Source organism: Nonomuraea mangrovi (genome assembly GCF_042681425.1).
GTDB lineage: Bacteria > Actinomycetota > Actinomycetes > Streptosporangiales > Streptosporangiaceae > Nonomuraea > Nonomuraea mangrovi.
Genome location: NZ_JBHUFV010000033.1, coordinates 775,717 through 798,397, shown reverse-complemented (window position 1 = coordinate 798,397; position 22,681 = coordinate 775,717). Strand labels below are relative to the sequence as shown.

At 71.4% G+C, this 22,681-nt stretch carries 16 protein-coding genes; 6 read left to right on the top strand and 10 right to left on the bottom strand.

Annotated features, from left to right (window positions below; genetic code table 11):
• Nucleotides 1-103: 103 nt before the first annotated feature.
• On the top strand, nt 104-1,561 hold the full coding sequence (locus ACFSKW_RS22115) for an LCP family protein (protein WP_379574214.1): 1,458 nt from the start codon (nt 104-106) through the stop codon (nt 1,559-1,561).
• A gap of 22 nt (nt 1,562-1,583) precedes the next feature.
• Here the strand turns inward: ACFSKW_RS22115 and ACFSKW_RS22110 are convergent, their stop codons facing one another.
• Nucleotides 1,584-1,997 carry a MarR family winged helix-turn-helix transcriptional regulator gene (locus ACFSKW_RS22110; RefSeq protein WP_379574213.1) on the bottom strand — a complete coding sequence of 138 codons (414 nt, stop codon included), beginning with the start codon at nt 1,995-1,997 and terminating at the stop codon, nt 1,584-1,586.
• 47 nt (nt 1,998-2,044) lie between these two features.
• Here ACFSKW_RS22110 and ACFSKW_RS22105 point away from each other — a divergent pair, with 47 nt between their 5' ends.
• A complete protein-coding gene (locus tag ACFSKW_RS22105) occupies nt 2,045-3,040 on the top strand; it encodes an NADP-dependent oxidoreductase (RefSeq protein ID WP_431898741.1) in 996 nt (331 codons plus the stop codon).
• 20 nt (nt 3,041-3,060) lie between these two features.
• Here ACFSKW_RS22105 and ACFSKW_RS22100 read toward each other — a convergent pair whose 3' ends face one another.
• The 3 genes from ACFSKW_RS22100 to ACFSKW_RS22090 all read right to left on the bottom strand — a co-directional run bounded on the left by ACFSKW_RS22100 (nt 3,061) and on the right by ACFSKW_RS22090 (nt 7,403).
• Nucleotides 3,061-4,065 (bottom strand): enolase C-terminal domain-like protein, encoded by a 1,005-nt coding sequence (locus ACFSKW_RS22100; RefSeq protein WP_379574211.1) that lies wholly within the window; start codon nt 4,063-4,065, stop codon nt 3,061-3,063.
• 8 nt (nt 4,066-4,073) lie between these two features.
• A complete protein-coding gene (locus tag ACFSKW_RS22095) occupies nt 4,074-5,453 on the bottom strand; it encodes an MFS transporter (protein WP_379574210.1) in 1,380 nt (459 codons plus the stop codon).
• A 1,230-nt stretch (nt 5,454-6,683) separates the two neighbouring features.
• Nucleotides 6,684-7,403, bottom strand: coding sequence for a TetR/AcrR family transcriptional regulator C-terminal domain-containing protein (locus ACFSKW_RS22090; RefSeq protein WP_379574209.1), 720 nt, complete (start codon nt 7,401-7,403; stop codon nt 6,684-6,686).
• Between the two features lie 120 nt (nt 7,404-7,523).
• Between ACFSKW_RS22090 and ACFSKW_RS22085 the strand changes: the two genes are divergently transcribed.
• On the top strand, nt 7,524-8,960 hold the full coding sequence (locus ACFSKW_RS22085; RefSeq protein ID WP_379574208.1) for an MFS transporter: 1,437 nt from the start codon (nt 7,524-7,526) through the stop codon (nt 8,958-8,960).
• An 820-nt stretch (nt 8,961-9,780) separates the two neighbouring features.
• Here the strand turns inward: ACFSKW_RS22085 and ACFSKW_RS22080 are convergent.
• Genes ACFSKW_RS22080 through ACFSKW_RS22060 form a run of 5 tightly spaced genes read right to left on the bottom strand, consistent with a single transcriptional unit; the run spans nt 9,781 to nt 16,978 of the window.
• A complete protein-coding gene (locus ACFSKW_RS22080) occupies nt 9,781-10,914 on the bottom strand; it encodes a VWA domain-containing protein (protein WP_379574207.1) in 1,134 nt (377 codons plus the stop codon).
• A complete protein-coding gene (locus ACFSKW_RS22075; RefSeq protein ID WP_379574206.1) occupies nt 10,907-13,609 on the bottom strand; it encodes a DUF5682 family protein in 2,703 nt (900 codons plus the stop codon). Before ACFSKW_RS22075 ends, ACFSKW_RS22080 begins: the two co-directional genes overlap by 8 nt.
• Entirely contained in the window at nt 13,606-14,673 is a 1,068-nt protein-coding gene (locus ACFSKW_RS22070) for an ATP-binding protein (RefSeq protein ID WP_379574205.1), read from the bottom strand. The genes ACFSKW_RS22075 and ACFSKW_RS22070 overlap by 4 nt, the downstream gene beginning before the upstream one ends.
• Nucleotides 14,670-15,992: a DUF5691 domain-containing protein gene (locus ACFSKW_RS22065; protein ID WP_379574204.1), complete on the bottom strand. Its 1,323-nt coding sequence runs from the start codon at nt 15,990-15,992 to the stop codon at nt 14,670-14,672. The genes ACFSKW_RS22070 and ACFSKW_RS22065 overlap by 4 nt, the downstream gene beginning before the upstream one ends.
• Nucleotides 15,989-16,978, bottom strand: a complete 990-nt coding sequence (locus ACFSKW_RS22060; protein WP_379574203.1) for an SWIM zinc finger family protein — start codon at nt 16,976-16,978, stop codon at nt 15,989-15,991. Before ACFSKW_RS22060 ends, ACFSKW_RS22065 begins: the two co-directional genes overlap by 4 nt.
• A 169-nt stretch (nt 16,979-17,147) precedes the next feature.
• On the opposite strand from ACFSKW_RS22060, the gene ACFSKW_RS22055 reads away from it, so the two are divergent.
• The 3 genes from ACFSKW_RS22055 (at nt 17,148) to ACFSKW_RS22045 (ending at nt 21,421) form a co-directional block, all read left to right on the top strand.
• Nucleotides 17,148-17,693, top strand: coding sequence for a cupin domain-containing protein (locus ACFSKW_RS22055; RefSeq protein ID WP_379574202.1), 546 nt, complete (start codon nt 17,148-17,150; stop codon nt 17,691-17,693).
• A gap of 69 nt (nt 17,694-17,762) precedes the next feature.
• Nucleotides 17,763-19,295 carry an aldehyde dehydrogenase family protein gene (locus tag ACFSKW_RS22050; protein ID WP_379574201.1) on the top strand — a complete coding sequence of 511 codons (1,533 nt, stop codon included), beginning with the start codon at nt 17,763-17,765 and terminating at the stop codon, nt 19,293-19,295.
• 116 nt (nt 19,296-19,411) lie between these two features.
• The gene (locus ACFSKW_RS22045; protein WP_379574200.1) at nt 19,412-21,421 is read left to right on the top strand and encodes a CehA/McbA family metallohydrolase; all 2,010 of its coding nucleotides are present in this window, start codon (nt 19,412-19,414) and stop codon (nt 21,419-21,421) included.
• 169 nt (nt 21,422-21,590) lie between these two features.
• On the opposite strand, the gene glnII is transcribed toward ACFSKW_RS22045, so the two are convergent.
• The gene (gene glnII / locus ACFSKW_RS22040) at nt 21,591-22,610 is read right to left on the bottom strand and encodes a glutamine synthetase (protein ID WP_379574199.1); all 1,020 of its coding nucleotides are present in this window, start codon (nt 22,608-22,610) and stop codon (nt 21,591-21,593) included.
• Between the last annotated feature and the right edge of the window lie 71 nt (nt 22,611-22,681).

Here is a 22,681-nt window from a genome sequence, read left to right as displayed (position 1 = left end):
GCAGGGTTTGCTGGATGTTCACCCATGCATAGATAGATATTTCGCACAAAGTCCGTAGGCTCCGGTCGGCCTAGGACAAAGCTCACGGGGAAGCAGGTAGGGCGTGGGGCACAGGACGAGAGCAGCCAGTTCGGGCACGGTGCTGGGCTGGACCCTGCTCGCCGTGGTCGTCCCCGGCGCCGCGCACCTGCGCGCAGGATGGCGCAGAACCGGGCTTGTGATCATGAGCTGCTACGGCGCCCTGTTGCTCGGTCTGCTCTGGCTGGCGCTGACGGCCGACGGCGGCATGCTCGGCGCGCTCGTCTCCGAGACGTGGATGACCACGATCACCATCGTCTCGGCGGTGCTCGGGCTGGCGTGGTTCGCGCTGATCCTGCACTCCTACCTGGTGCTGTCGCCCGGCAGGCTGACGCAGGGGGGCCAGATCCTCACAGGATCGATCGCCGGCCTGCTGGCCGTGGTGGTGATCCTGCCGTTCGGGCTGACCACGCAGTACCTCCTGCGCGCGCAGGAGACGCTCGACAGCGTCTTCAAGGAGCCGACGGAGCCGCAGGTCGCCAGGCACCGGCCCGAGGACCCGTGGGCCGGGCGGACGCGGGTGAACATCCTGCTGCTCGGCGGCGACGCCGACGACAACAGGATCGGTGTGCGGACCGACAGCATGAACGTGGCCAGCATCGACGTCAAGACGGGCAACACGGTCCTGTTCAGCCTGCCGCGCAACCTGGAGGACGTGCGCTTCCCGCCAGGCACCCCGATGGCCAAGCGCTTCCCCGACGGCTTCACGCTGCCTCCGGACCCGGGCGGCGGGCGCAGCGACCTGCTCAACAGCGTGTGGGAGTACGCCGACGCGCACCCGGAGGTCTTCGGCGGCAAGAAGGGGCAGGGCGCCAAGACCCTGATGGAGGCCATCGGCTGGACGCTCGGCCTCGAGATCGACTGGTACGCGCTGGTCAACATGTGGGGTTTCGCCAGGCTCATCGACGCGATCGGCGGCGTCACGATCACCGTCGAGCAGGACGTCGTGTTCGGCAAGTACAACGAGGGCCTGGTCAAGGCGGGCACGCGCAAGCTCAAGGGCGCGGACGCCATGTGGTACGCACGCTCGCGCACCTTCAGCGACGACTTCACCAGGATGCGCAGGCAGCGCTGCGTGCTGGGCTCGCTGCTGAGCCAGGCCGACCCCGCGACGGTGCTGACCAGGTTCAACAAGATCGCCCTCGCCACCAAGGAGCTGGTGAGGACCGACATCCCGCGGCGGATGCTGGAGCACCTGGTGCCGCTCGCGCTGAAGGTCAAGAACGCCAAGGTGACCAGCGTGCAGTTCGTGCCGCCGCTGATCAACACCGGCTACCCCGACTGGGTGAAGATCCGCGCGGTGACCGCCAAGGCGCTGAAGGACTCGGTCGCGCAGCGCGCCGGCGCGGCCTCGGCCGCCCCTTCCGACGAGCCGTCGGCCGACCCGTCCTCGGCGGTCAGGCCGTCGAAGAAGCCCATGGCGAAGCCGAAGCCCAGCGATCTCGCCGCCCCGAAGGGCATCACGGACGGCTGCGGCGTCTAGCCCTGCGGCCGCCGGTGCCGGGTCACGCCTGGCGGCCGAGCATCCGCAGCAGCAGGTCCCTCAGCTGGATCCGCTCGGCCTCGCTCAACGCGGCCAGCGGCGCACCCGCGAACCCGAGTACGCCCTTCAGCTCCTCGGCCACGCCTTCCCCTTCCTCGGTCAGCGTCACGTTCTTCACCCTGCGGTCGGCCGCGCTCGGCTCGCGGCTGACCAGCCCCCGCCGCTCCAGCCTGTCGACGATGCCCGTCACGTTCGAGGGATCGCACTGGAACAGCTCGGCCATCCGCCGCATGGGCAGCGGCTCGCGCGCCAGCAGTACCAGCGCCTTGGCCTGGAGCGCGGTGAGCTGGCGGTCGGCGGCGGCCTGCTCGTAGCCCTCGTTGTACCTGGCCGCCACTTCGGCCATCAGGGCCACGACCTCCCGTGTCACGCTCATACCGTCGAGTATAGTTGATGCACGCCAACTATTTAGGAGGATCAACCATGCCTCGTCAGATCGTCCTGGCCGCACGCCCTTCAGGCTGGCCAGCCCCCGACAACTTCACCCTGGTCGAGGCGGACTCGCAGCCGCTGGAAGAGGGGCAGATCAGGGTCCGCAACCAGTTCATGTCGGTCGACCCCTACATGCGGGGGCGGATGAACGACGTCGAGTCCTACGTCCCGCCGTTCCAGATCGGGCAGCCGCTCGACGGCGGCGCGGTGGGCGAGGTCGTGGAATCGCGCTCGGACGCCTTCTCCCCTGGCGACCTCGTCCTGCACGGCCTCGGATGGCGGGACGAGGCGGTGCTCGACGCCGCGCGGGCGCGGAAGGTGGCGCCCATCGAGGGCCTGCCGAACTCGGCGTTCCTCGCGGTGCTCGGCATGACGTCGCTGACCGCCTACGTCGGGCTGCTCGACATGGCCTCCTTCAAGGAGGGCGACGCGGTCTTCATCTCGGGCGCGGCCGGGGCGGTCGGCAGCATCGCGGGCCAGATCGCCAAGCTGAAGGGCGCGTCCAGGGTGGTCGGGAGCGCGGGATCGGCGGAGAAGGTCGAGTACCTGCGGAGCATCGGGTTCGACGCCGCGTTCAACTACAAGGACGCGCCCGTGGCCGAGCAGCTCAAGGACGCCGCGCCCGACGGGATCGACGTGTACTTCGACAACGTGGGCGCCGACCACCTGGAGGCGGCGATCGGGTCCCTGCGGAATTTCGGCAGGGTCGCGATGTGCGGGGCGATCGCGGTCTACAACGCGACCGAGCCGCCCGCCGCGCCGCGCAACCTGGCGCTGGCCGTCGGGAAGCGGCTGACGTTGCGCGGGTTCATCGTGACGGACCACATGGACCGGATGACCGCCATGGTGACGGAGATCTCCGAATGGCTGCGCGAGGGCAAGCTGTCCTACCAGGAGACCGTCGTCGACGGCCTGGAGAACGCGCCGGAGGCGTTCCTCGGGATGCTGCGCGGGGAGAACACCGGCAAGATGATCGTCCGCCTGTAGCCGGAATCGCGGGTGACCGGTCAGCCGCGGAAGGAGTCCTTCGCCAGCCGCCGCACCCGCTCCTCGTCGATCATGTGCCCCAGCCCCGGCTGGGTCAGCGGCACCGCCACCATCCCGCCCGACGCCCCCACCGCGGGCGTCACGATCTGCGCGTTGCGCGGCGGCTGCGTCACGTCACACGGCAGCGTGCACCCCGGCAGGCTGGCCACGGCGACGGCGGCCGCCCGGGCAAGCCCCGCCCCGTGACCGCCGGCGCACTGGATGTCCCACCCGGCCGCCGCCGCCCTGTCGTGCGCCCTTCTGGCATCGCTCAGGGACGGCAGCGCCGCGGGACGAAGCAGCAGGACCTTCGCCGCCCGCAACGTCAGGTAGTCGTCCAGCTCGGCCGTCGAGCGGGGCTCCACCGCGATCGAGGCGCGCACGCTGTCCTGGAGGCCGGCGTGCGCGTACACGTCCTCGACGTCGAACGGCCGCTCGATCACCTCCAGGCCGTACTCGTCCAGCGCGACCAGCTGCTCCGGCGAGGTGTAGGCACCGCCGCAGTCGATCGCGAGACTCAGGGCGGGATAGGCCTGCCGTACGGCACGCACCGGCTCGACGTCCCACCCGGGCCGCACGTCGAGGGTGACGTGCGCGTAGCCGCCGCATACCTGCTGGTTCACCCTGGAGACGAGGCTCTCGGTCGACGGATCGAGCCCGAGGCGGACGGTCGCCATGAGCGAGGTTCCTGCGCCGCCCAGCGCGTGGGACAGGGGAACGCCGCGCATCCTGGTCCACAGGTCCCACAGCGCCATGTCGACCGCGCTCCCCCAGCCCGGAACCTGGTCGGGATGTTCCCAGTCGACGCCGACGAGCTGTGCGGCCAGCCCCTCCTCCAGGGCGCCCCACAGCTTCGGCTCGGGCGAGACGATCTCGCCCCATCCACTCATCCCCCCGTGGTCGGTGAGGCGGACGAGCAGGGTCTCCGGCCGCCTGCCGTACGGCAGGACCAGCCGGAAGACTTCCAGCTCGCGCACTCGCGGCATGTTTCCCCCTAAGAACGGACTCCTTCCATGGTGCCCGTAGGAGCGGACTGCGCCAAACGGGGAGCGATCGCCGCGGCCAGGACGGCGAGGGCGAAGGTGAAGGCGAAGCCGACGACGTAGTGCTCGCCGCTGGCGGTGAACAGGGCGCCGGTGAAGGCGACGGCCACGACGGTGAAGACGGACTCGCCGACGCCGACGGCCGCGGTGTTCTGACCCTCCTCGCCCTGCTTGGACATCTCCAGCACCAGCACCGAGACCGTGGGGTGCAGGGCGCCGATGCCGAGACCGGAGATCGCCATGGCGACGAAGGCGAGGGCGATGGGGACCGCGTCGAACAGCACGAGCGTGATCAGCGCGATGCCGAGGGCGACGAGGAGCGCACCGCCGCGCAGGGCGGCCAGGTTCCCGATCGTGCCGCGGCCCTTGATCCACGATCCGGTGGACCAGCCGAGCGCGCCGACGGTCAGGACGACGCCCGCGCCGATCGGGGACAGCCCGCGCTCGTTGATCAGCATGAGCGGGATCAGCACCTGGGAGGCCGTCAGCGAGCCGAACGCCAGGCCGCGCAGCACGGGGGCGGTCGGCAGTCCACGGGCCGCCTTCAGCGAGCCGGGCAGCAGCAGCCTGGGCAGCGCCACGGCCAGCAGGACGACGCCGACGGCCAGCAGCGGGACGCCGCTCAGCTCGAGCGCGCTGCCGTACTGGATCAGAGCGGCGGCCACGGCCGTCACGGTCGCCCAGACGAGCTTGCCGCCGAGGCCGGGGGCGGGCGCGGCGTTACCCGTGTCGAGCCGCTGGCCTGCCGTACCACGCCAGAGGACCAAGGCGGAGGGCACCACGATCAGGGCCACGCCGAGGAAGACCCAGCGCCAGTCGAGGTTCTCCACGACCAGGCCCGCGATCGCGGGGCCGACCATGGACGGGACCACCCACGCGGCCGAGAACAACGCGAACACCTTGGGATGCATCGCCGGCGGGTAGGCCCTGGCGACCAGGACGTACAGGGAGACCTGGATCAAACCGGCGCCGAGCCCCTGGATGAAGCGGCCGCCGACGAACACCTCCATGTTCGGGGCGAACCCGGCGATCAGCAATCCGCCGACAAAGGTGACCACGCCGACGGCGATAGGAGGCAACGGGCCCTTCACATCCGCCCATCGACCGCCCAGGACGGTGGCGATCACGCTGGCCGCCAGGGTGGCGCTGAAGGCGAGGTTGTAGAGGTGCATGCCGTCGAGGTCCTTGGCGACGACGGGCATGGCCGTGGCCACCGCCATCGCCGCGAACGCCACCAGCATCACGAGCGCGACCAGGCCGAAGCTGAGCGATCGGTACGCGCTGGAGACCACGCTGACGGGGGGTGCGGGTTCATCAAGGGTCGTTGTCATGCCGGAAACGTACGGCCGGGGCGGGGACCGGCACATCGGGCAGGGGACCTAGGCATTTAGGCTGACCCACCCCCCGCGCTCGGCCACTCCCCCACCTCACACCGGCGCGGCCATCGAGGCACCTCAAGACTCCGCGGGACGGTCACACCACGTGCGGAGCCCGCATCCCGCGAGACCTCTGCAAGATGCACGAAAGGGATATGAAATGCGATGTCACTAGAAAGGAGCACGAATCACCACAAAAGACATGGAGAACCTTATGATCAACTTCAAGCGCTATCTCGCCGCCAGCGCGATCGCGGCCTCAGCTTTCGCCCTTCCCGTGACACTTGCGGGCAGCCCCGCCGGCGCCACCGTGACCGAGGCCACGGCCCCGTCCGTTCAAACCGATGTCGCATTCCGCCCCTGTATACGCCCACACCGCGGCCGCGAGGCAGGCCGGCCCTGTCGGCGGCCGGGGCACAAACCGGACGCCCCCCGCACGCCTGACTGCGCCCTTCCCGAACACCAGGACCACAGCAGCGACCCGTGCAACCCGGGCCCCATCGACAACGGTCCGAACAGGCCCGCTCCCGGCAGCATCGAGCAGGTGCCCGACTGCGCCCGCCCTGAACACCAAGACCACAGCAGCGACCCGTGCAACCCAGGCCCCACGAGCAACTGATACCGGAGGAAGTCACAGCAAGACCTTGACGGCTGATCGACACCATCCCGCCGAGTCGGCAGCCGCGAGCCGAGACACGACGGGATAAGCGGGGACGACGTCGCGGGACCCTGGAATGTCGCCTCTCACAGTTCGACAGCACCCGAGGAAAGGACCAGAGCCGCGGACGCTGGGCCTGGGAAGCCCCCCGTCGCGACCGGCTCCCCGCGGCCAAAGATGTCACCCGCTCCGGGTATCAGCCGATCCGGCCGCGGACGACCGGCTCCGTGACCAGGCCAGCCCGTCCGGCGCGGACGACCGGCTCCGTGACCAGGCCAGCCCGTCCGGCGCGGACGACCGGCTCCGTGACCAGGCCAGCCCGTCCAGGCACAGACGTCAGCCAGTCCAGGCGCGGACCGGGCGCGAACGTCAACCCGTCCGGGCGCGGACGACGAGCCCCGCGACCAGGCCAGCCCGTCCGGGGCAGACGTCAGCCCTCCGGCCCGGACGACCAACTCCATGACCAGGCCAGCCCGTCCGGCGCGGACGTCAACCCTCCGGCGCGGACGACCGGCTCCGTGACCGGGTCAGCCGGTCCGGACGTGGGCGACCAGCCCCGTGATCATCAAGTCCAGGCCGACCTCGAACCGCTCCTCCCCACCCGGGCCCACCAACTCGTCCGCGTATCGCGCCATATAGGGGAACCTGTCAGCCGGCAGGCTACGGACGTAGTCAGCGATCGCCCCGAACGAGTCGGCGACGAACGTCTCGACGTCCATCCCGCTGTCCCGCTGCCGGGTCCTGTAGAGCGACCCTTCGTAGGCGTCGGCCGCGACGAACATGACAATGCGGTCGAGCGCGATGGCGGCAATGGCAGGGGGAACCCCGCCTTCGATCATGATCGCGAGCATCGCCTCGCCTACGCGCAGCGAGTTGGCTCCCAGAGGCACGTTGGCCAGCGACACCCTCGCCACGTCCGCGTGGGAGTTGAGCTTCGTGTGCATGTCCAGCACGACCTCGCGTAGTTGCTCGGCCCACCGCTCGGGCTCGGGGGCCGGCACCTCGATGTCGTCGAGAACTCGCTCGTAGATCAGCTCCAGCAGTTCCTCCTTGTTCGCGACATGCGCGTACAAGGAGGCTGGGCCCGTGTCGAGCTCCTGGGCGACCTTGCGCATGCTGAGCGCGTCGAGACCCTCATGGTCCACGATGCGCAGGCCGGTCTCCACGATGAGTTGCTGGGTGAGCTGCGGCTTCACCGGCTTGGGCGGACGTGTCTTTCGCCACGGAGGCGCTGGCAGTGGCTCCATGACGAACAATGTACTTGACACGAACGGTGTTCGTACATAGAACAGTGTTTGCCTACGAACACCGTTCGTCCCGAGGAACGGAGTTCGATTTAAGAACATCGTTCTCGAAGGAGTCCCCCCATGACGACGACCGCCTCCGCCGCGGCCCAGTCCGCGGCCTACCGGTGGCGCTGGCCCGCCCTTTTCGTGATCCTCGCCGCCGAGGTCATGGACCTGCTCGACGCGCTCATCACTCAGATCGCCGCGCCCACCATCCAGAAGGAGCTGGGCGGTTCGACCAGTCTGATCCAGTGGCTGGTCTCCGGCTACACCCTCGCCATGGCGGTCGGCTTGATCACCGGCGGACGGCTCGGCGACCTCTACGGCCGCAAGCGGATGTTCGTGATCGGCGCACTCGGCTTCACCGCCGCCTCCCTGCTGTGCGGCGTGTCCATGAGCCCGGAGATGCTGATCGCCTCGCGCGTACTGCAGGGACTGTTCGGCGCCGTGATGATCCCCCAGGGCCTCGGCATGATCAAGGAGATGTTCCCTCCCGAGGAGATGGGCAAGGCCTTCGGCATGTTCGGCCCCGTCATGACCATCTCCTCGGTCGGCGGCCCGGTGCTGGCCGGGTGGCTGGTCGACGCTGACCTGTTCGGCACGGGCTGGCGAATGATCTTCCTGATCAACCTGCCGATCGGCATCGCCGCCGTGCTCGCCGCGCTGAAGTTCCTCCCGGAGTTCCGCCTGTCCAACGCCACCAAGCTCGACCTGGTCGGCATGCTGCTGGTCTCGATCGCTGCCTTCCTGCTGATCTTCCCGCTGATCCAGGGCCAGGAGCTCGACTGGCCCGCCTGGACGTTCCTCTCGATGGCCGGCTCGGTCGTGATGTTCGCGCTCTTCGGCTCCTACGAGTCACGCCGCCACCGTGCCGGCAAGGACCCCCTGGTCACGCCTGGCCTGTTCCGCAAGCGCGCCTTCACCGGCGGCCTCATCGCGGGTCTCGCGTTCTTCACCGGCATGATCGGCCTGTCGATGGTCTTCATGCTGTACGTCCAGGGAGGCCTGCACTACACCCCGTTCCAGGCCGGTCTGGCCAGCCTTCCCCAGGCGGTCGGCGGTGTGGTCGGCTTCGCCATCGCCATGGCCCTAGTCGCCAAGCTCGGCCGTACCCTGCTGCAGATCGGCACCGTCGTCATGGCGGCGGGCGCGGGCGTGCTCGGCCTGACGATCCACTTCGCCGCCCTCGACATCAGCGCATGGCAGCTCGCACCCGGCCTCGCGCTGGTCGGCATCGGCATGGGCCTGACCATGGCGCCCTTCTTCGACATCGTGCTGGCGGGCGTCGAACCCCACGAGTCCGGCTCGGCCTCCGGCACGCTGACCGCCGTCCAACAACTGGGAGGCGCGCTGGGCGCCGCGGTTCTCGGCACGCTCTTCTTCAACCTGCTCAAGAACCAGTGGAGCTTCGGGGACGCGATGCAGGTGACGGTCTGGGCGGAGATCGGGTTGCTGCTCGTGACCTGCGCGCTCTCCTTCCTCCTGCCGCGCCACGCTCGCGAGGAGACCTCGCACTGACCTCAGGTACGGCACGCGCCCCGGCCCCCGCCCGGCCGGGGCTTCGCAGTCCCAGCCGCAGCCCACGCCACCCCGTCCCGAGGACACACCGCGCCCCTCGAAATCCATGCCGTTCACGCGGGCAGTCACGCCTCACCGCTGCCAACCCGACCGCCGGAGGCCGCGCCACTCCGTCCAGGGCATGCCGCCCCACGTCACCGGAGCCGTCCGCTCGGAGACGACGCCACGCCGAGTCGAAGGCCTGCCACCCTGCCCGCAATCGTGGCCCGACCGCTCGAGAGCAGGGCCGCGCCGCCTGAAGGCCGCGCCGCCCCCTCAGAACCCAAGCCGTCCGTGCGACGGTCATGTCCCGCCGATCGGAGGCCAGCCCACCCGACCCAAGGCCACACCACGCCGGCCGAATACCAGGCCACGCCGTTCGAGGACCACCCCCTCAAAACCCCAACCGTCCACTCGGAGACCACGCCCCGCCGATCGGAGGCCAGCCCACCCGACCCAAGGCCACACCACGCCGGCCGAATACCAGGCCACGCCGTTCGAGGACCATCCCCTCAAAACCCCAACCGTCCACTCGGAGACCACGCCCCGCCGATCGGAGGCCGGCCCACCCGACCCAAGGCCACACCACGCCAGCCGGATACCAGGCCACGCCGTATGAAGGCCGCGCCGCCCCGCTCGGAACGCCGCCGCCGCTCTAGCGAACCGCGCGGTCCCTCGATGGAACCGTGCCGCCTCTCGATGGGGTCCTGCCGTCGGTGGGAACGGTGCCGCCGTTCGGCGGGTCGCACGACGGCGGCGACGGACTTCCGGTTCGAGGCCGTCAGCCGAGGTGGCGTTCCTTCCACTGGGTGAGGTCCTGACGCTGGATCGCGGCGGCCATGAGGTCAGGGAACGCGTCGGGCGTGCACGCGAACGCCGGCACCCCCAACGCCGCCAGCGCCGCCGCGTTGTCATGGTCGTAGAAGGGCGCGCCCTCGTCCGACAGCGCGAGCAGCACGATCACCTGCACGCCCGCCTGCGTCATCGCCGAAATCCTGCGCAGCATGTCCTGGCGTACCCCGCCCTCGAACAGGTCGCTGATCAGAATGAAGATCGAATCTCTCGGCCGGGTGATCAGCTCGTGGCTGTAGGCGACGGCCCTGTTGATGTCCGTGCCGCCACCGAGCTGCGTGCCGAACAGCACCTCCACCGGATCATGCAGTTGGTCGGTGAGGTCCACCACCGCCGTGTCGAACACGACCAGCGACGTCTTCAGCGACCGCATCGACGCCAGTACCGCGCCGAACACGCCCGAGTAGACCACCGAGGCGGCCATCGACCCGCTCTGGTCGACGCACAACACCACCTCGCGCCGCACGGCGCTCTGTCGCCTGGCGTAGCCGACCAGCGTGGAGGGTACGAGCGTGCGCCGGTCGGGCAGATAGTGCCGGAGGTTGACCCTGATCGTGCGGTCCCAGTCGATGTCGGCGGCGCGCTTCGGCCGATGGGTTCTGGCCGTCCTGTCCAGCGCTCCAGCGATCGCCGACCTGGTCCTTTCGGTCAGCCTGCGTTGGAGCTCGCCCACGACCTTGCGCACCACCGCCCGCGCCGACTCGCGCGACTCGTCGGGCATGACGCGGTTGAGCGAGAGCAGGGTGCCGACCAGATGCACGTCCGGTTCGATCGCTTCCAGCATCTCGGGTTCGAGCAGCAGCCTGGTGAGGTTGAGCCGTTCGATGGCGTCCCGCTGCATGACCTGCACGACGGTGGAGGGGAAGTACGACCTGATGTCGCCCAGCCAGCGCGCCACTCGCGGCGCCGACGCGCCGAGCCCGCCCGTCCTGTCCTGCTCGCCTTCGTAGAGGGCGGCGAGCGCCTCGTCCATCCGGGCGTCGGCGCCCTGTGGCGCGAAGCCGGTGCCGTCGGCGTCGCCACCGCCCAGCACCAGCCGCCATCGGCGCAGCCGATCATCCATGCGCCACCCCCAGGATCGTCTGCACGGTTCGTACGGCCTCCGCCGCCCTGTCGTCGTCCACCTCGTGCGGTCGGCTCGCCGTACCGGAACCCGCGGCGCGCACCCGCTGCCCTATCGCGCGCCGTTCCGGTGCCTCGAACGCGGCGAACGTCCGGCGCAGCAGCGGCAGTACCTCGGTGAACTGGTCGCCCGTCAGACCCGACAGCCAACCGTCGACCAGGGCCAGCAGGCGGGGGTCGTGGACGAGCATGAGCGCGCCGCCGGCGAGGAACCCCTCGACCCACGCGGCGGACCTGGCGGGAGGATGGCCGTGGGACATCGCCCTGGACATGCGGTCACTCGCGTCGCGGGCGTCGAGCTTCCCGGCGTCGAGGAGGAGGCGGGTGAGCCGGCCCTCGATGAGACCGTGCGGCTCGGCGTGGTCGCACACGGCCCCGAGGGTCGCCAGCCACCGCTCCCTCGGCGACGCCTTGCCCCGGGAAACCTCATCATGCGTCGATGTGCCGGACCCGACCGGCGCGGTGGAACCGGCCCCAGCTGACGCCCCACCCCCCGACGGCGTCGCCCCGCAATCCTCACCGGAGACCGACGCGCCGGGCCCGGCCGGTACCTCGGAACCGGCCCCAGCCGACGACCCACCCCCCGACGGCGTCGCCCCGCAATCCTCACCGGAGACCGACGCGCCGGGCCCGGCCGGTACCTCGGAACCGGCCGAAGGCGATCCGGCAGGCGTCGGGCCGGGCTCGGCCGAAGGCGATCCGGCAGGCGTCGCGCCGGGCTCGGCCGAAGGCGAGTCGGCCATCGGTGAGGTCGCCGCGGGACCCTCACCGATGGTGCGCGGAGCGGGAGCGGGGACAGGCTCCGCCGGGCCGCGCGGCGTTGACGCGACGGCAGAGTCCGCCAGAAGGGCGGCGGCCGCGTGGACGGCGTCGACGTGCACGACCAGCGCCGCCGCGCTCTCGTCGTCGAGCCCCGCCACCGCCGCGGGCAGCCCCGCGCAGATCCGGTCCAGCATCGACTCCGCGACGGCCTCGAGCCCGGCCGCCGAGGTGCCGCGGACGTCGCCGTAGCGGTGGGCGCGGGCCATCGCGGGCAGGGCGGCCATGAGGTGGGTGAGGTCGGTGTCGAGCGCCGCCTTCGCCGACAGCGCCGCGAGCACGTCGGGCAGCGCGTCCCGCAGGTCGGCCAGCAGGCACAGCTCCACCAGGCCCGTCAGCCCGGCCAGCGAAACCGCCGCCCCGGCGGGAACCGCCGCCCCTGGAGAAGGCGCTCCTGGAGAAGGCGGTCCTGGAGAAGGCATGACACCACGCGTTCCCGCGGGAGCCGGGCGTACCCTCCCCGGTGCTCCCGCCCCTGCGTCCGAAGCGAGGTCGCGGGCGCGCCGGGTGGCGGCGGACTCCACGGTCGTGCCGAGAGCGGCCGACTCGATGAGCGTCAGGTCGAACTCCGGGTGCCAGGCCAGCCGCCACACCTCCCTGAACGTCCCCTTCCCCCGCGTCTCCCCGAGCCGCCCCCACTCCACGCCGAGCATCCGCAGGCGGTGCAGCAGGTGGCTGCGGGCCAGGTCGAGGGGCCGACGCAGGTCGAGGTCGAGCTCCCTGTCCACCGCCTCCGCCTTGAGTTTGACCTTCCTGCGCTGCTCGGCCAGGTCCCGCTGGAGCGGCACCATCGGCGTGCGCTCGCTCACCGCGCCGAGCCTGTCGCCGACCACCATGCGCCGCTGGACCAGCGAGACCAGCAGCTCGTCCCCGTCGCACAGCACGGCCCGCACCGCGTCCGTCACCTCGCCGAGCCCGGCGAGAGGACGGCCGCGCAGCGCTGCGAGGCCCTCGGCCAGCCGTATCGCCTCGATGACGTGGGCGGAGGAGACGGCCAGGCCCTCCTCTCGCAGGACGGCCGCCGCGGCGGTGAGCCAGCGTTCGACGGGCCGGTCCGGGGCGGTGAACAGGTGGTGGTACCAGCCGGGTGAGGTGATGCCGGCGCCGTAGCCGCTCCACGAGGCGAGCCTGCCGTACGTCCAGGGGACCCAGGTCAGCTCGGTCTTCACCTTCGGCAGCCCGCGCAGCAGCGCGTTGTCGGCGGTCGCGGGCGGCAGCGGGCCCGTCAGGGCGGGGACGTGCCAGGCGCCGCAGACGACGGCGATGCGCCGGAAGCCTTCCTTGATCGCGGCGCGCAGGCACCGGCGCATGTGGGCCTCGCGGCGGGCCTCCCTGTCGGCCGGGGCGTATCCCTCGCGGACGGCCGCCATGGCCTCGGCGATCACCTGGAAGGGGGTGTCGCCCCGGTGCTCGACGACGTCCTCCCACCAGCGTTCGGGGTCGTCGTAGCCGGCCGCGGCGGCCAGTTCGCCGAGCGGGTCGGAGTGCGGGCCGGCGTGCGCGTCGGTGTCGGGAGCGGCCAGGGTGGCGGCGGCGGGCAGGTCGATGAAGCGGACAGGAATCCTGGCCGCGGCGCCGTACAGGATGGCCTGCCATTCCGGTGAGAACACCGCGAAAGGCCAGAAGACGGCGCGAGCGCGGGCGTGCGCGAGCAGCGCGACCGGCGGCTCCATCTCCGGCGCGAGCCCGAGCAGGGCGTCGGCCTCGGGAGGCCCCTCGACGAGGACGGCGTCGGGTTCGAGTCTGCGCAGCTCCTCCCGTACGGCACGCGCCGACCCGGGACCGTGGTGGCGGATCCCGAGCACGGAAACTGTCACGGAACCTCCCTGCAGGCGCGGTAGAGGTCTCGCCAGTCCTCGCGCTCGCGCACGACGGTCTCGAGGTACTCCCGCCACACCACCCTGTCGGAGACCGGCTCGCGCACGACCGCGCCGACGATGCCGGCCGCCACGTCGGCCGCGCGCACGACGCCGTCGCCGAAGTGGGCGGCCAGCGCGATCCCGCCGGTCAGCACGGAGATCGCCTCGGCCGTCGACAGGGTGCCGCTGGGTGACTTGAGCTTGGTACGCCCGTCCTCGGTGACGCCGTCGCGCAGCTCGCGGAAGACGGTGACGACCCTGCGGATCTCCGCCATCCCCGCCGACGTCTCGGGCAGCTCCAGCGAGCGGCCCAGCTCGGCGACGCGGCGGGCGACGATGGCGACCTCCTCCTCCGCGCTGGCGGGTACGGGCAGCACGACGGTGTTGAAGCGCCTGCGCAGCGCGCTGGACAGCTCGTTGACGCCCCTGTCGCGGTCGTTGGCGGTGGCGATGAGGTTGAAGCCGCGCCTGGCCTGGACCTCCTCGTTGAGTTCGGGGATCGGCAGCGTCTTCTCCGACAGCACGGTGATGAGCGCGTCCTGCACGTCGGACGGCATCCTGGTCAGCTCCTCGACCCTGGCGATCCTGCCCTCGGCCATCGCGCGCATGACCGGCGACGGGGTCAGCGCGTCGCGCGAGGGTCCCTCGGCCAGCAGCCTGGCGTAGTTCCAGCCGTAGCGGATCGCCTCCTCGGCGGTGCCCGCCGTCCCCTGCACCAGGAGCGTGGAGTCGCCGCTGATGGCGGCGGCCAGGTGCTCCGACAGCCATGTCTTGGCGGTGCCCGGCACGCCGAGCAGCAGCAGCGCCCTGTCGGTGGCCAGCGTGGCGACGGCGACCTCGACGATGCGGCGCGCGCCGATGTACTTGGGGGTGATCCGGTCGCCGTCGCCGAGCAGGTAGGTGGTGACCGCCCACGGCGACAGCCGCCACCCTGGCGGCCTGGCCCTGTCGTCCTCCTTGGCCAGCAGCGCCAGCTCCTCGGCGTAGTGGTCTTCGGCATGCGGTCGCAGAACGGTCGTCACCTGAGCTCCTTCATCATCGCGGCGCGGAACCCCAGCAGGCTCGAGACCTCGGTCAGCCCGTCGGCCATGAAACGGTCGGCGGGATCGATCCGCTCGCCCGCCATCCTGGCCAGCTCGTCGAGGTTCCACGGCTGCGTGGCGGCCACCTTTCTGATCTTGGTGAGGACGGCGTGCGCCAGCCCCCGCCCCCATGGTGTCGAGGCCCCACCCAACACCATGATCATCTGCCCGTCGACGCCGTGCCTGTGCACGAAGTCGGCGGCCACCTCGTCCTGATCGCCCGGCGGCAGCACGGCCAGCAGGTCGGCCAGAGGGTCCCAGGCGAACAGCGCCTTGGCCCACGTGGGATCCCGTTGCAGCACCGTCGCCCGCACCCAGCCCGAACGCACCTCCCGGTCCCATTCCGGGATCCTCATCCTGAGCAGCGCGGTGTCCCACATCCGCAGCGGCGCCCTGGAGACCACCTGCTGGAGCCACCAGGCTCGCTCGCCCGTGCCCCTGGGCGGCCTGGCCCTGACGCCGTCGCGTTCCATGCCCTTGTCGCACTCCGCGGGCGGCTCGACCACGATCCGGTCATCCCGTACGGCGAGGCAGCGGGCCGCGCGCTCGGCCATCCGGCCCGCGAGCCTGGAGTCCGGCAGCCTGGTGAGCAGGTCGGCGGCCTGCTGGCGCACCTCTCTGCGCCGGTCGTCGAGCACGTCCTCGAGGAACGGCTCGTCGGCCATCGACAGCCCCTCGCCCATGAGCACCAGGAACTCCGCCCTGTCCTCCGGGGTCTCCTTCTCCCACGCCTCCACCAGCAGCCGCCTGGCGGCGCCGGGGTCGCTTCGCCGCAGCCCGCCCAGGTAGGCCAGGCGGTCACCGTGCCCGCCCAGCTCCCAGCTCTCGCCCGTCGGCTCGGCCATGAGATAGGACCACGCGGGGTTGAGCCCGGCCAGCCACCTGCCGCGCCGCCCCGCGAGCACGCCGAGGAACGGCCTGATCGACCGGTCCCTCGCCCCCTTGTCGAGCAGCTCGGGCAGCAGCCGCGGCGGCACCCTCCGCCCGGTCGAGGCCGCCTCCGCCAGCCATTCGGTCAGCAGCCTCGGGTGCCGGCCGCCCAGGATGCCGGCCAGGCGCGCGGCGGCGGCCGGGCTCACCGCCTCCTGGTCCTCCTCGCGGGCGGGCGCGGCGGCGGGGCGCGGCTCGCCGTACGGCCTCTGGCCCGCCCTGTGGCGCACCAGCTCGACGGCGGCGTCGGCCAGCAGGTCTCCGTCGTAGGGCCTGCGGTCGGTGCCGACCAGGGCGGCGGACACGAGCTCCTCCCATGCCGGGCTCAAAGGATCACCACCTGGCCGTGCTCGTCCCACGTGGTCAGGGGGACCAGCCCGCGCGGCGTCCACTCGGCGGCGACGGTGAGCGGCCTGCCCCCCGACACGGCGATCAGCCGCCACGGGGTCTCCACCCTGGGGTGCAGCCTGAGCCCGCCGAGCCGGTCCGCCGAGGGGACGACGCCCGACAGCACCAGCGGCCACGACTCGGTCCACGGGTCTCCCGCCAGCGCCGCCGCGACCTCGTCGAGAGCCTCGCGCTCGCTCGTCCCCGGCGCGACCCCCGCGCCGGGGAGGGCGTCGCCCGCAGGGGAGGGGCCCGAGGACGCGGCGTCGCCAGGCGTGCTCGCCTCGTCGTGGCGAGCCGACACCAGGGCCCGCAACGGGGAGGCGCCGGGGTAGAAGGCCATGGACGCGTCGACGGCCTCCCCCGTGACCAGGGAGTCGTCGAGGGCGTGCCCCACCGGCGCGAACGACAGCACCAGCGCCGCCCGCCCCGTCCGCCGCCCTTTCAGCCACACCCGCCGTGCCACCAGCCTGTCGCGCGTCTCCTCGCGCCGCCCCACCACGTGCCACACGTCGCGTACGGCGGGGCCCGCCAGCACCTCCTCGCGCGAGACGGGGAAGCCCACCCTCGTCCGCACGCTCCTGGCCAGGTCCGCGGGCAGGTCGGCGGCCCTGCGGTACCCGACGGCGAGCAGCCGGAGCATCGCGTACTCCTCCAGCAGCCGCTCCGGCCAGTCGGCCGAGGACCTGGCCGCGCCCAGCCTTCCCACGACGCCCGCCACTCCCGGAGCCTGCGCGTCGACCAGCCGCCTGGACAGCTCGGCCCACTCCCGCTCGTCGGCCGCCGCGAGCCCGTGGCGCACCTGGTCGTCGAGCCACCTCTCCAGCTCCGCGAGCCCGGCCGCCACCCTCACGTGGCGGGCGGGCGCGACGCGAGAACCCTGGGGAGCGGAGACGTCGGCCGGCTCCTGGCTCCACCGTTCGATCACCTGCCGCAGCCTAGCGAGCCCCTCCGACAATTCCGCCGGGCCGCCCGTGCCACGCGATCCCGCTCGCGTCCGGGCGTCAGCGCCACGCGATCCTGCTCGCGTCCGGGCGTCAGCGCGTCGTCGGCGGCCGAGGCGGGGGCCGGCGGCGCGGCGGACCTAGACTCGCCTCATGGAGCTGATGATCTATCCGGACGGGCCCGTCACCCAGGTCGCCGACGAGGCCGAAGCGCTGGCCAGCGACCTGGAAGGCCAACTCGTCCTCGACCGCACCCGCTTCCTGCGCCGCGACGTCCGCGGCAGAGCCGTCGCCTTCGTCGAGCGTCCGGCCGTCGCCGAGGCGCTCGACCTGCTCCCCCACCCCGAGGGCGGCTGGTTCAGGCAGACGTGGAAGAGCGCCGTCACCTTCGAGCCCGAAGGCTACGACGGGCCGAGGTCGAGCGCGACCGGCATCTACTTCCTGCTCCAGCCCGGCGAGGAGTCGGTGCCGCACATGGTCAGGTCCGACGAGATCTGGCTGTGGCACAGGGGCGGCCCGCTGACGCTGACCATCGGCGACGAGAAGGTCCTCCTGGGTCCGGCCGTCGAGGAGGGACAGGTGCCGCAGGCCAGGGTGCCCGCGGGCGTGTGGCAGGCGGCGCGGCCCGCGGGTGACGAGGCGGTGCTTGTCAGTTGCGTCGTCTCCCCAGGATTCGAGTTCGCCGATTTCACCGCCTGATGGGGGGATTTCCCGGAAGTCGTGCGGAATGATTGGCTTGCGGCAGGAAGAACCACGAGAAGGTCACCGGTGACCCGTCAGATCGTCTCCGTAGTCGGCGGCAAGGAAGCCGCCTCCACCACCACCTATGACTCGACGAACCCCGCCGACACCGCCGAGGTCGTCGCGCGCGTGGGTCTCGCGGACGCGGCCGCCTTCGCCGCGGCCTGCCGTACCGCCAAGGAGGCGCAGCGGGAGTGGGCCCGCACGCCCGCGCCGGTCCGTGGCAGGGTGATCGCCTCGATCGGCAGGCTGGTGGAGGCCAATGCCGAGGCGCTGGCCAGGCTGGTGACCGAGGAGATCGGCAAGCCGTACGCGGAGTCGCTCGGCGAGGTCCGCGAGATCGTCGACACCTGCGACTTCTTCCTCGGCGAGGGGCGCAGGCTGTACGGCCAGACCGTGCCGTCGGAGATGCCGGACAAGAACCTGTTCACCTTCCGCAACCCGGTCGGCGTCGCCGCGGTGATCACGGCGGGCAACTTCCCCGTCGCCGTGCCGAGCTGGTACCTGGTGCCCGCGCTGCTGTGCGGCAACGCCGTGGTGTGGAAGCCCGCCGAGTACGCCGCCGCGTCCGCGCACGCGATGTACCAGCTGTTCGCCGCCTCCGGCCTGCCGGAGGGCGTGCTCAACGTGGTCTTCGCCGACGGGCGGGAGACCTTCGAAGGGCTGGAGACGGCCATCGTCGAGGGCACGGTGCAGAAGGTCGGCTTCACCGGCTCGTCCGAGGTCGGCAGGAAGATCGGCGAGATGTGCGGCCGCCACCTGCAGTCGCCGTGCCTGGAGCTGGGCGGCAAGAACCCGATGGTGATCATGCCGGACGCCGACCTCGACCTGGCCGTCGAGGGCGCGCTGTTCGCCGGGTTCGGTACGGCCGGCCAGCGCTGCACCAGCCTCGGCACCGCCATCGTGCACGAGTCGGTGCACGACGAGTTCGTCGAGCGCTTCGTCAGGGCGCTGGCCGAGGCCGAGATCGGCGACCCGAAGGGCGACGTGCTGGCCGGCCCGCTGCTGGACCAGAAGTTCGCCGACCGGTTCGAGGAGTTCCTGACCTGGGTGCGGCCCCACCACACCGTGCGCACCGACCAGGGCAGGATCAGCGCCGACAGCCCGCGCGGATCCTTCACCGGCGAGGGCGGCATCTACTACCACCCGACGATCGTCGACGGCGTGAAGCCCGGCGACCGGCTGTTCATGGAGGAGACCTTCGGCCCGATCGTCGGCGTCACCACCTTCAGCACGCTGGACGAGGCGATCGAGCTGGCCAACCTGCCCGGGTACGGCCTGTCCTCCTCGATCTACACCACCGACCCGCGCAGCGCCTTCCGCTTCCGCGAGGGCATCTCGGCGGGCATGGTCAGCGTCAACAACTCCACCAGCGGCGCCGAGGCGCACCTGCCGTTCGGCGGCAACGGCAAGTCGGGCAACGGCAGCCGCCAGTCGGGCATGTGGGTGCTCGACCAGTTCACCCGCTGGCAGGCGATGAACTGGGACCACTCGGGAAGGCTCCAGAAGGCGCAGATGGACGTCGCCGAGATCACGCCCGACCTGGAGTTCCGCATCTGAGTTGATCTGGGTCGAAGCTGCGTCAACCCGGGTGTGGAAAAACCACATCCGCCCCACCGCAGGCCAATGCCGGTGTGTGTCACGATGACGGCGCCTGCGATTACGGGGAGAAACCGATGCGTGACGATCCGATGCTTCCAGTGCCCGTGGCCCAGATGCTGGAGGAGTACCGCCAGCTCCTAGCCGATCACGGGATGACATGGGGCGAACCCCCCATCGCCTATGTCAGGGTCATGAGCCAGTCGCGGTTCGTGGACGTCGGCCCCTTCTGGCGTGAGGCCAGGCGCCTGGCCAGGCAGCAGTCCCCCGAGGCGGGTCCTGCCGAGCTGCAACGCCTGGAATGCGAGCTCGACTACGACGAGGTGCTGCGCGGCGCGCTCGGCCCCATCCCGCCGGAGGGGCTGGCGGTGCTCAGCCTCACGCCCGACGGCCACGACCTGCGTGGCCGTACCAGGGCGGTGGTGGGAGGCGCGCCGCTGCCGCTCACGCTGCTGATCGACAGCGCCTGCGACCACGAGGCGTGGGTGACGGTCGGCGAGCAGGAGTACGAGGTGGCTTCGAAGGGCGCCCGCCTGATCGAGCTCGACACGGGGGCCGACGTGCGCATCGACGGCCGCGCCATCGACCTGTCGAGCCTGACCAGGACCGCGCCGAGGGCGGCACTGCGGCTGCGTGCCGGATTTCCCTGCAGGTGGAGCGTGTGGAGCGCCGACGGCCAGGGCTGGTACCCGCCGGGGGTGCCGCACAAGCGCGACTACAACGGCGTGCCGTACTTCCACGGGGACGATCTGATGCTCTTCGTCCCCGCCGAGCCGCTGACGGTCAGGGTGACCAGAGGCATGGAGTACGGCTGCGCGGAGACCACGCTCACCCCACCCGAGCACATCGAGACGCTGGTCGAGCTGACGCCCAAGCGCATCTACGACGCGGCGGCCAGGGGGTGGTACGGCGGCGACCTGCACGTCCACCTCAACTACGTCGGCGACCTGGTGGCGCCACCGCAGTGGGCGGCCGACTCCCAGCACGGCGAGGACCTTCACGTACTGAGCCTGCTGGCGGCCAACGTCTCGGGCGACCGTGTGCTGGACAAGGAGGCCCTCGAACACTGGGCCGGCCAGGACCTGCCGTGGTCGGACGCCACCCACGTGGCCAGGATGGGCGTCGAACACCGCAACGACCTGTTCGGTCACCTGCACGCCTTCTCGCCGACGGGGCCGCCCTCGCTCTACGCGACCGGGTTCGCGGGCGCGCCCGACTGGCCGCCGACGACGGAGGCGCTGAAGGAACTGAGAGAGCTCGGCGCGCTCGTCGGCTACGCGCACGCCTTCCGCGGGCCGACGGAGACGCCCGAGCAGCTGGTCGGCACGCCCGGCTGTACCGCCAGGATGGCGGTCGTGGACGCGGCGCTCGGCCTGGTCGACGGGTTCGAGCTGCTGCACTTCTCGTGCGCGACCGGGTCGGCGCGCGCCTACCGGCGGCTGATCGGCGCCGGCAACCGGCTGGCGGCGGTCGCGGGCACCGACTCGATGCTGACCTTCACCAGACAGCGGATGGAGATGGTGGCCAGCCCCATCGGATGGGAGCGCACCTACGCGCGGGTGGAGGGGCCGCTGACCGCGGCTTCCTACGCCGATGCCGTACGGCGGGGCCGCACGTTCGCCACCACGGGGCCGTTCCTCGACCTGCTGGTGGAGGGGCGGGGGCCCGGCGAGACGCTCGACCTGCTGCCGGGCGAGCGTGTGCGGGTGACGGCCCGGGTGATCGGGCCCGAGGTGGAGCGGCTGACGCTGCTGACGGCCGACGGGGAGCTGGCGTCCTCGTCAGGGTCGGAGGTGAGCGCCGAACTGACCGTGCGGGCGCCGACGTACGTGGTGGCGGTGGCGGACGGCGGCGCGCACCCCAGGTCGCTGTTCACGCACGTCTACGCGCACACGAGCCCGGTGTACCTGGACGTGGAGCACCGGCGGGTGGCCAGGGAGGACGACGTGCTGTTCTGCCTGCGGTGGATCGAGCTGCTGGAGGAGCTGGTGAGGACGACGGCCAAGCTCGACCATCCGGGGCAGGTGGACGACTATCTGAAGGTGATCGACGAGGCGCGGCGGGTGTACCGGGCGCGACTGCGCTGAAAGGCCGGGAATCGCCCTCTTCGCCGACATGTGGCGACCGCCGGAACACGGGAAAGCCCACCGCTGCGGAACAGCGATGGGCTTCGTCCACATTCCGATCCCGGTCGACGAGAGGCGGAAGCCTTCCCGCGCGGGACCGGACCCGAGCCGCGGGCGGGGGACCCGACCGTCAGACCTGGCCGGCCTTCTCGAGGGCGGTGCAGCAGGTGTCGACCAGCAGGCGGGTGACCACGTACGGGTCGACGTTGGCGTTCGGGCGACGGTCCTCGATGTAGCCCTTCTTGTCCACCTCGACCTGCCACGGGATACGCACCGAGGCGCCGCGGTGGGAGACGCCGTAGGAGTACTTGTTCCACGGCGCGGTCTCGTGGGCACCGGTCAGGCGGGACTCGATGCCGGAGCCGTACTGGGTGACGTGCTCCATCGGCTTGTCGCCCTCGCCGAGCGCCTCGCAGGCGGTGATGATGGCGTCGTAGCCCTCGCGCATCGCCTTGGTGGAGAAGTTGGTGTGCGCGCCGGCGCCGTTCCAGTCGCCGCGGGCGGGCTTGGCGTCGAGGGTGGCCTCGACGCCGAACTCCTCGGCGGTGCGGTAGAGCAGCCAGCGGGCGATCCACAGGTGGTCGGAGACCTCGAGGGGACCGGCCGGACCTACCTGGAACTCCCACTGGCCAGGCATGACCTCGGCGTTGATGCCGGAGATGGCCAGGCCGGCGGCCAGGCAGCGGTCGAGGTGCAGCTCGACGATCTCACGGCCGAAGATCGCGTCAGCGCCGACACCGCAGTAGTAGGGGCCCTGCGGGGCGGGGAAGCCACCCTCGGGGAAGCCGAGCGGGCGGGAGCCCTTGAAGAAGGTGTACTCCTGCTCGATGCCGAACCACGACTCCTGCTCGGCGAAACGCTCGGCGATCGGGCGGAGCTGCGCACGCGTGTTGCTGGAGTGCGCCTCGCCGTCGATCTCCTCGACCTCGCACAGGACGAGGATGTGGGCACCGCCGCGGATCGGGTCAGGGCAGGTGAAGACAGGGCGGAGCACGCGGTCGGAGGAGTGGCCCTCGGCCTGGTTCGTGCTCGAGCCGTCGAAGCCCCACACCGGCGGCGTGGCGCCGTCGGCAAGGATCTTCGTCTTCGAGCGCAGCAGAGCCGTGGGCTCGGTGCCGTCGATCCAGATGTACTCAGCCTTGATGCTCACGGCGGTCCTTTCGGGGTGTTTCACAGCCACGCCGAGATTCGCAGTGCACCGTTTCGCGGTCTTTGCCCGTA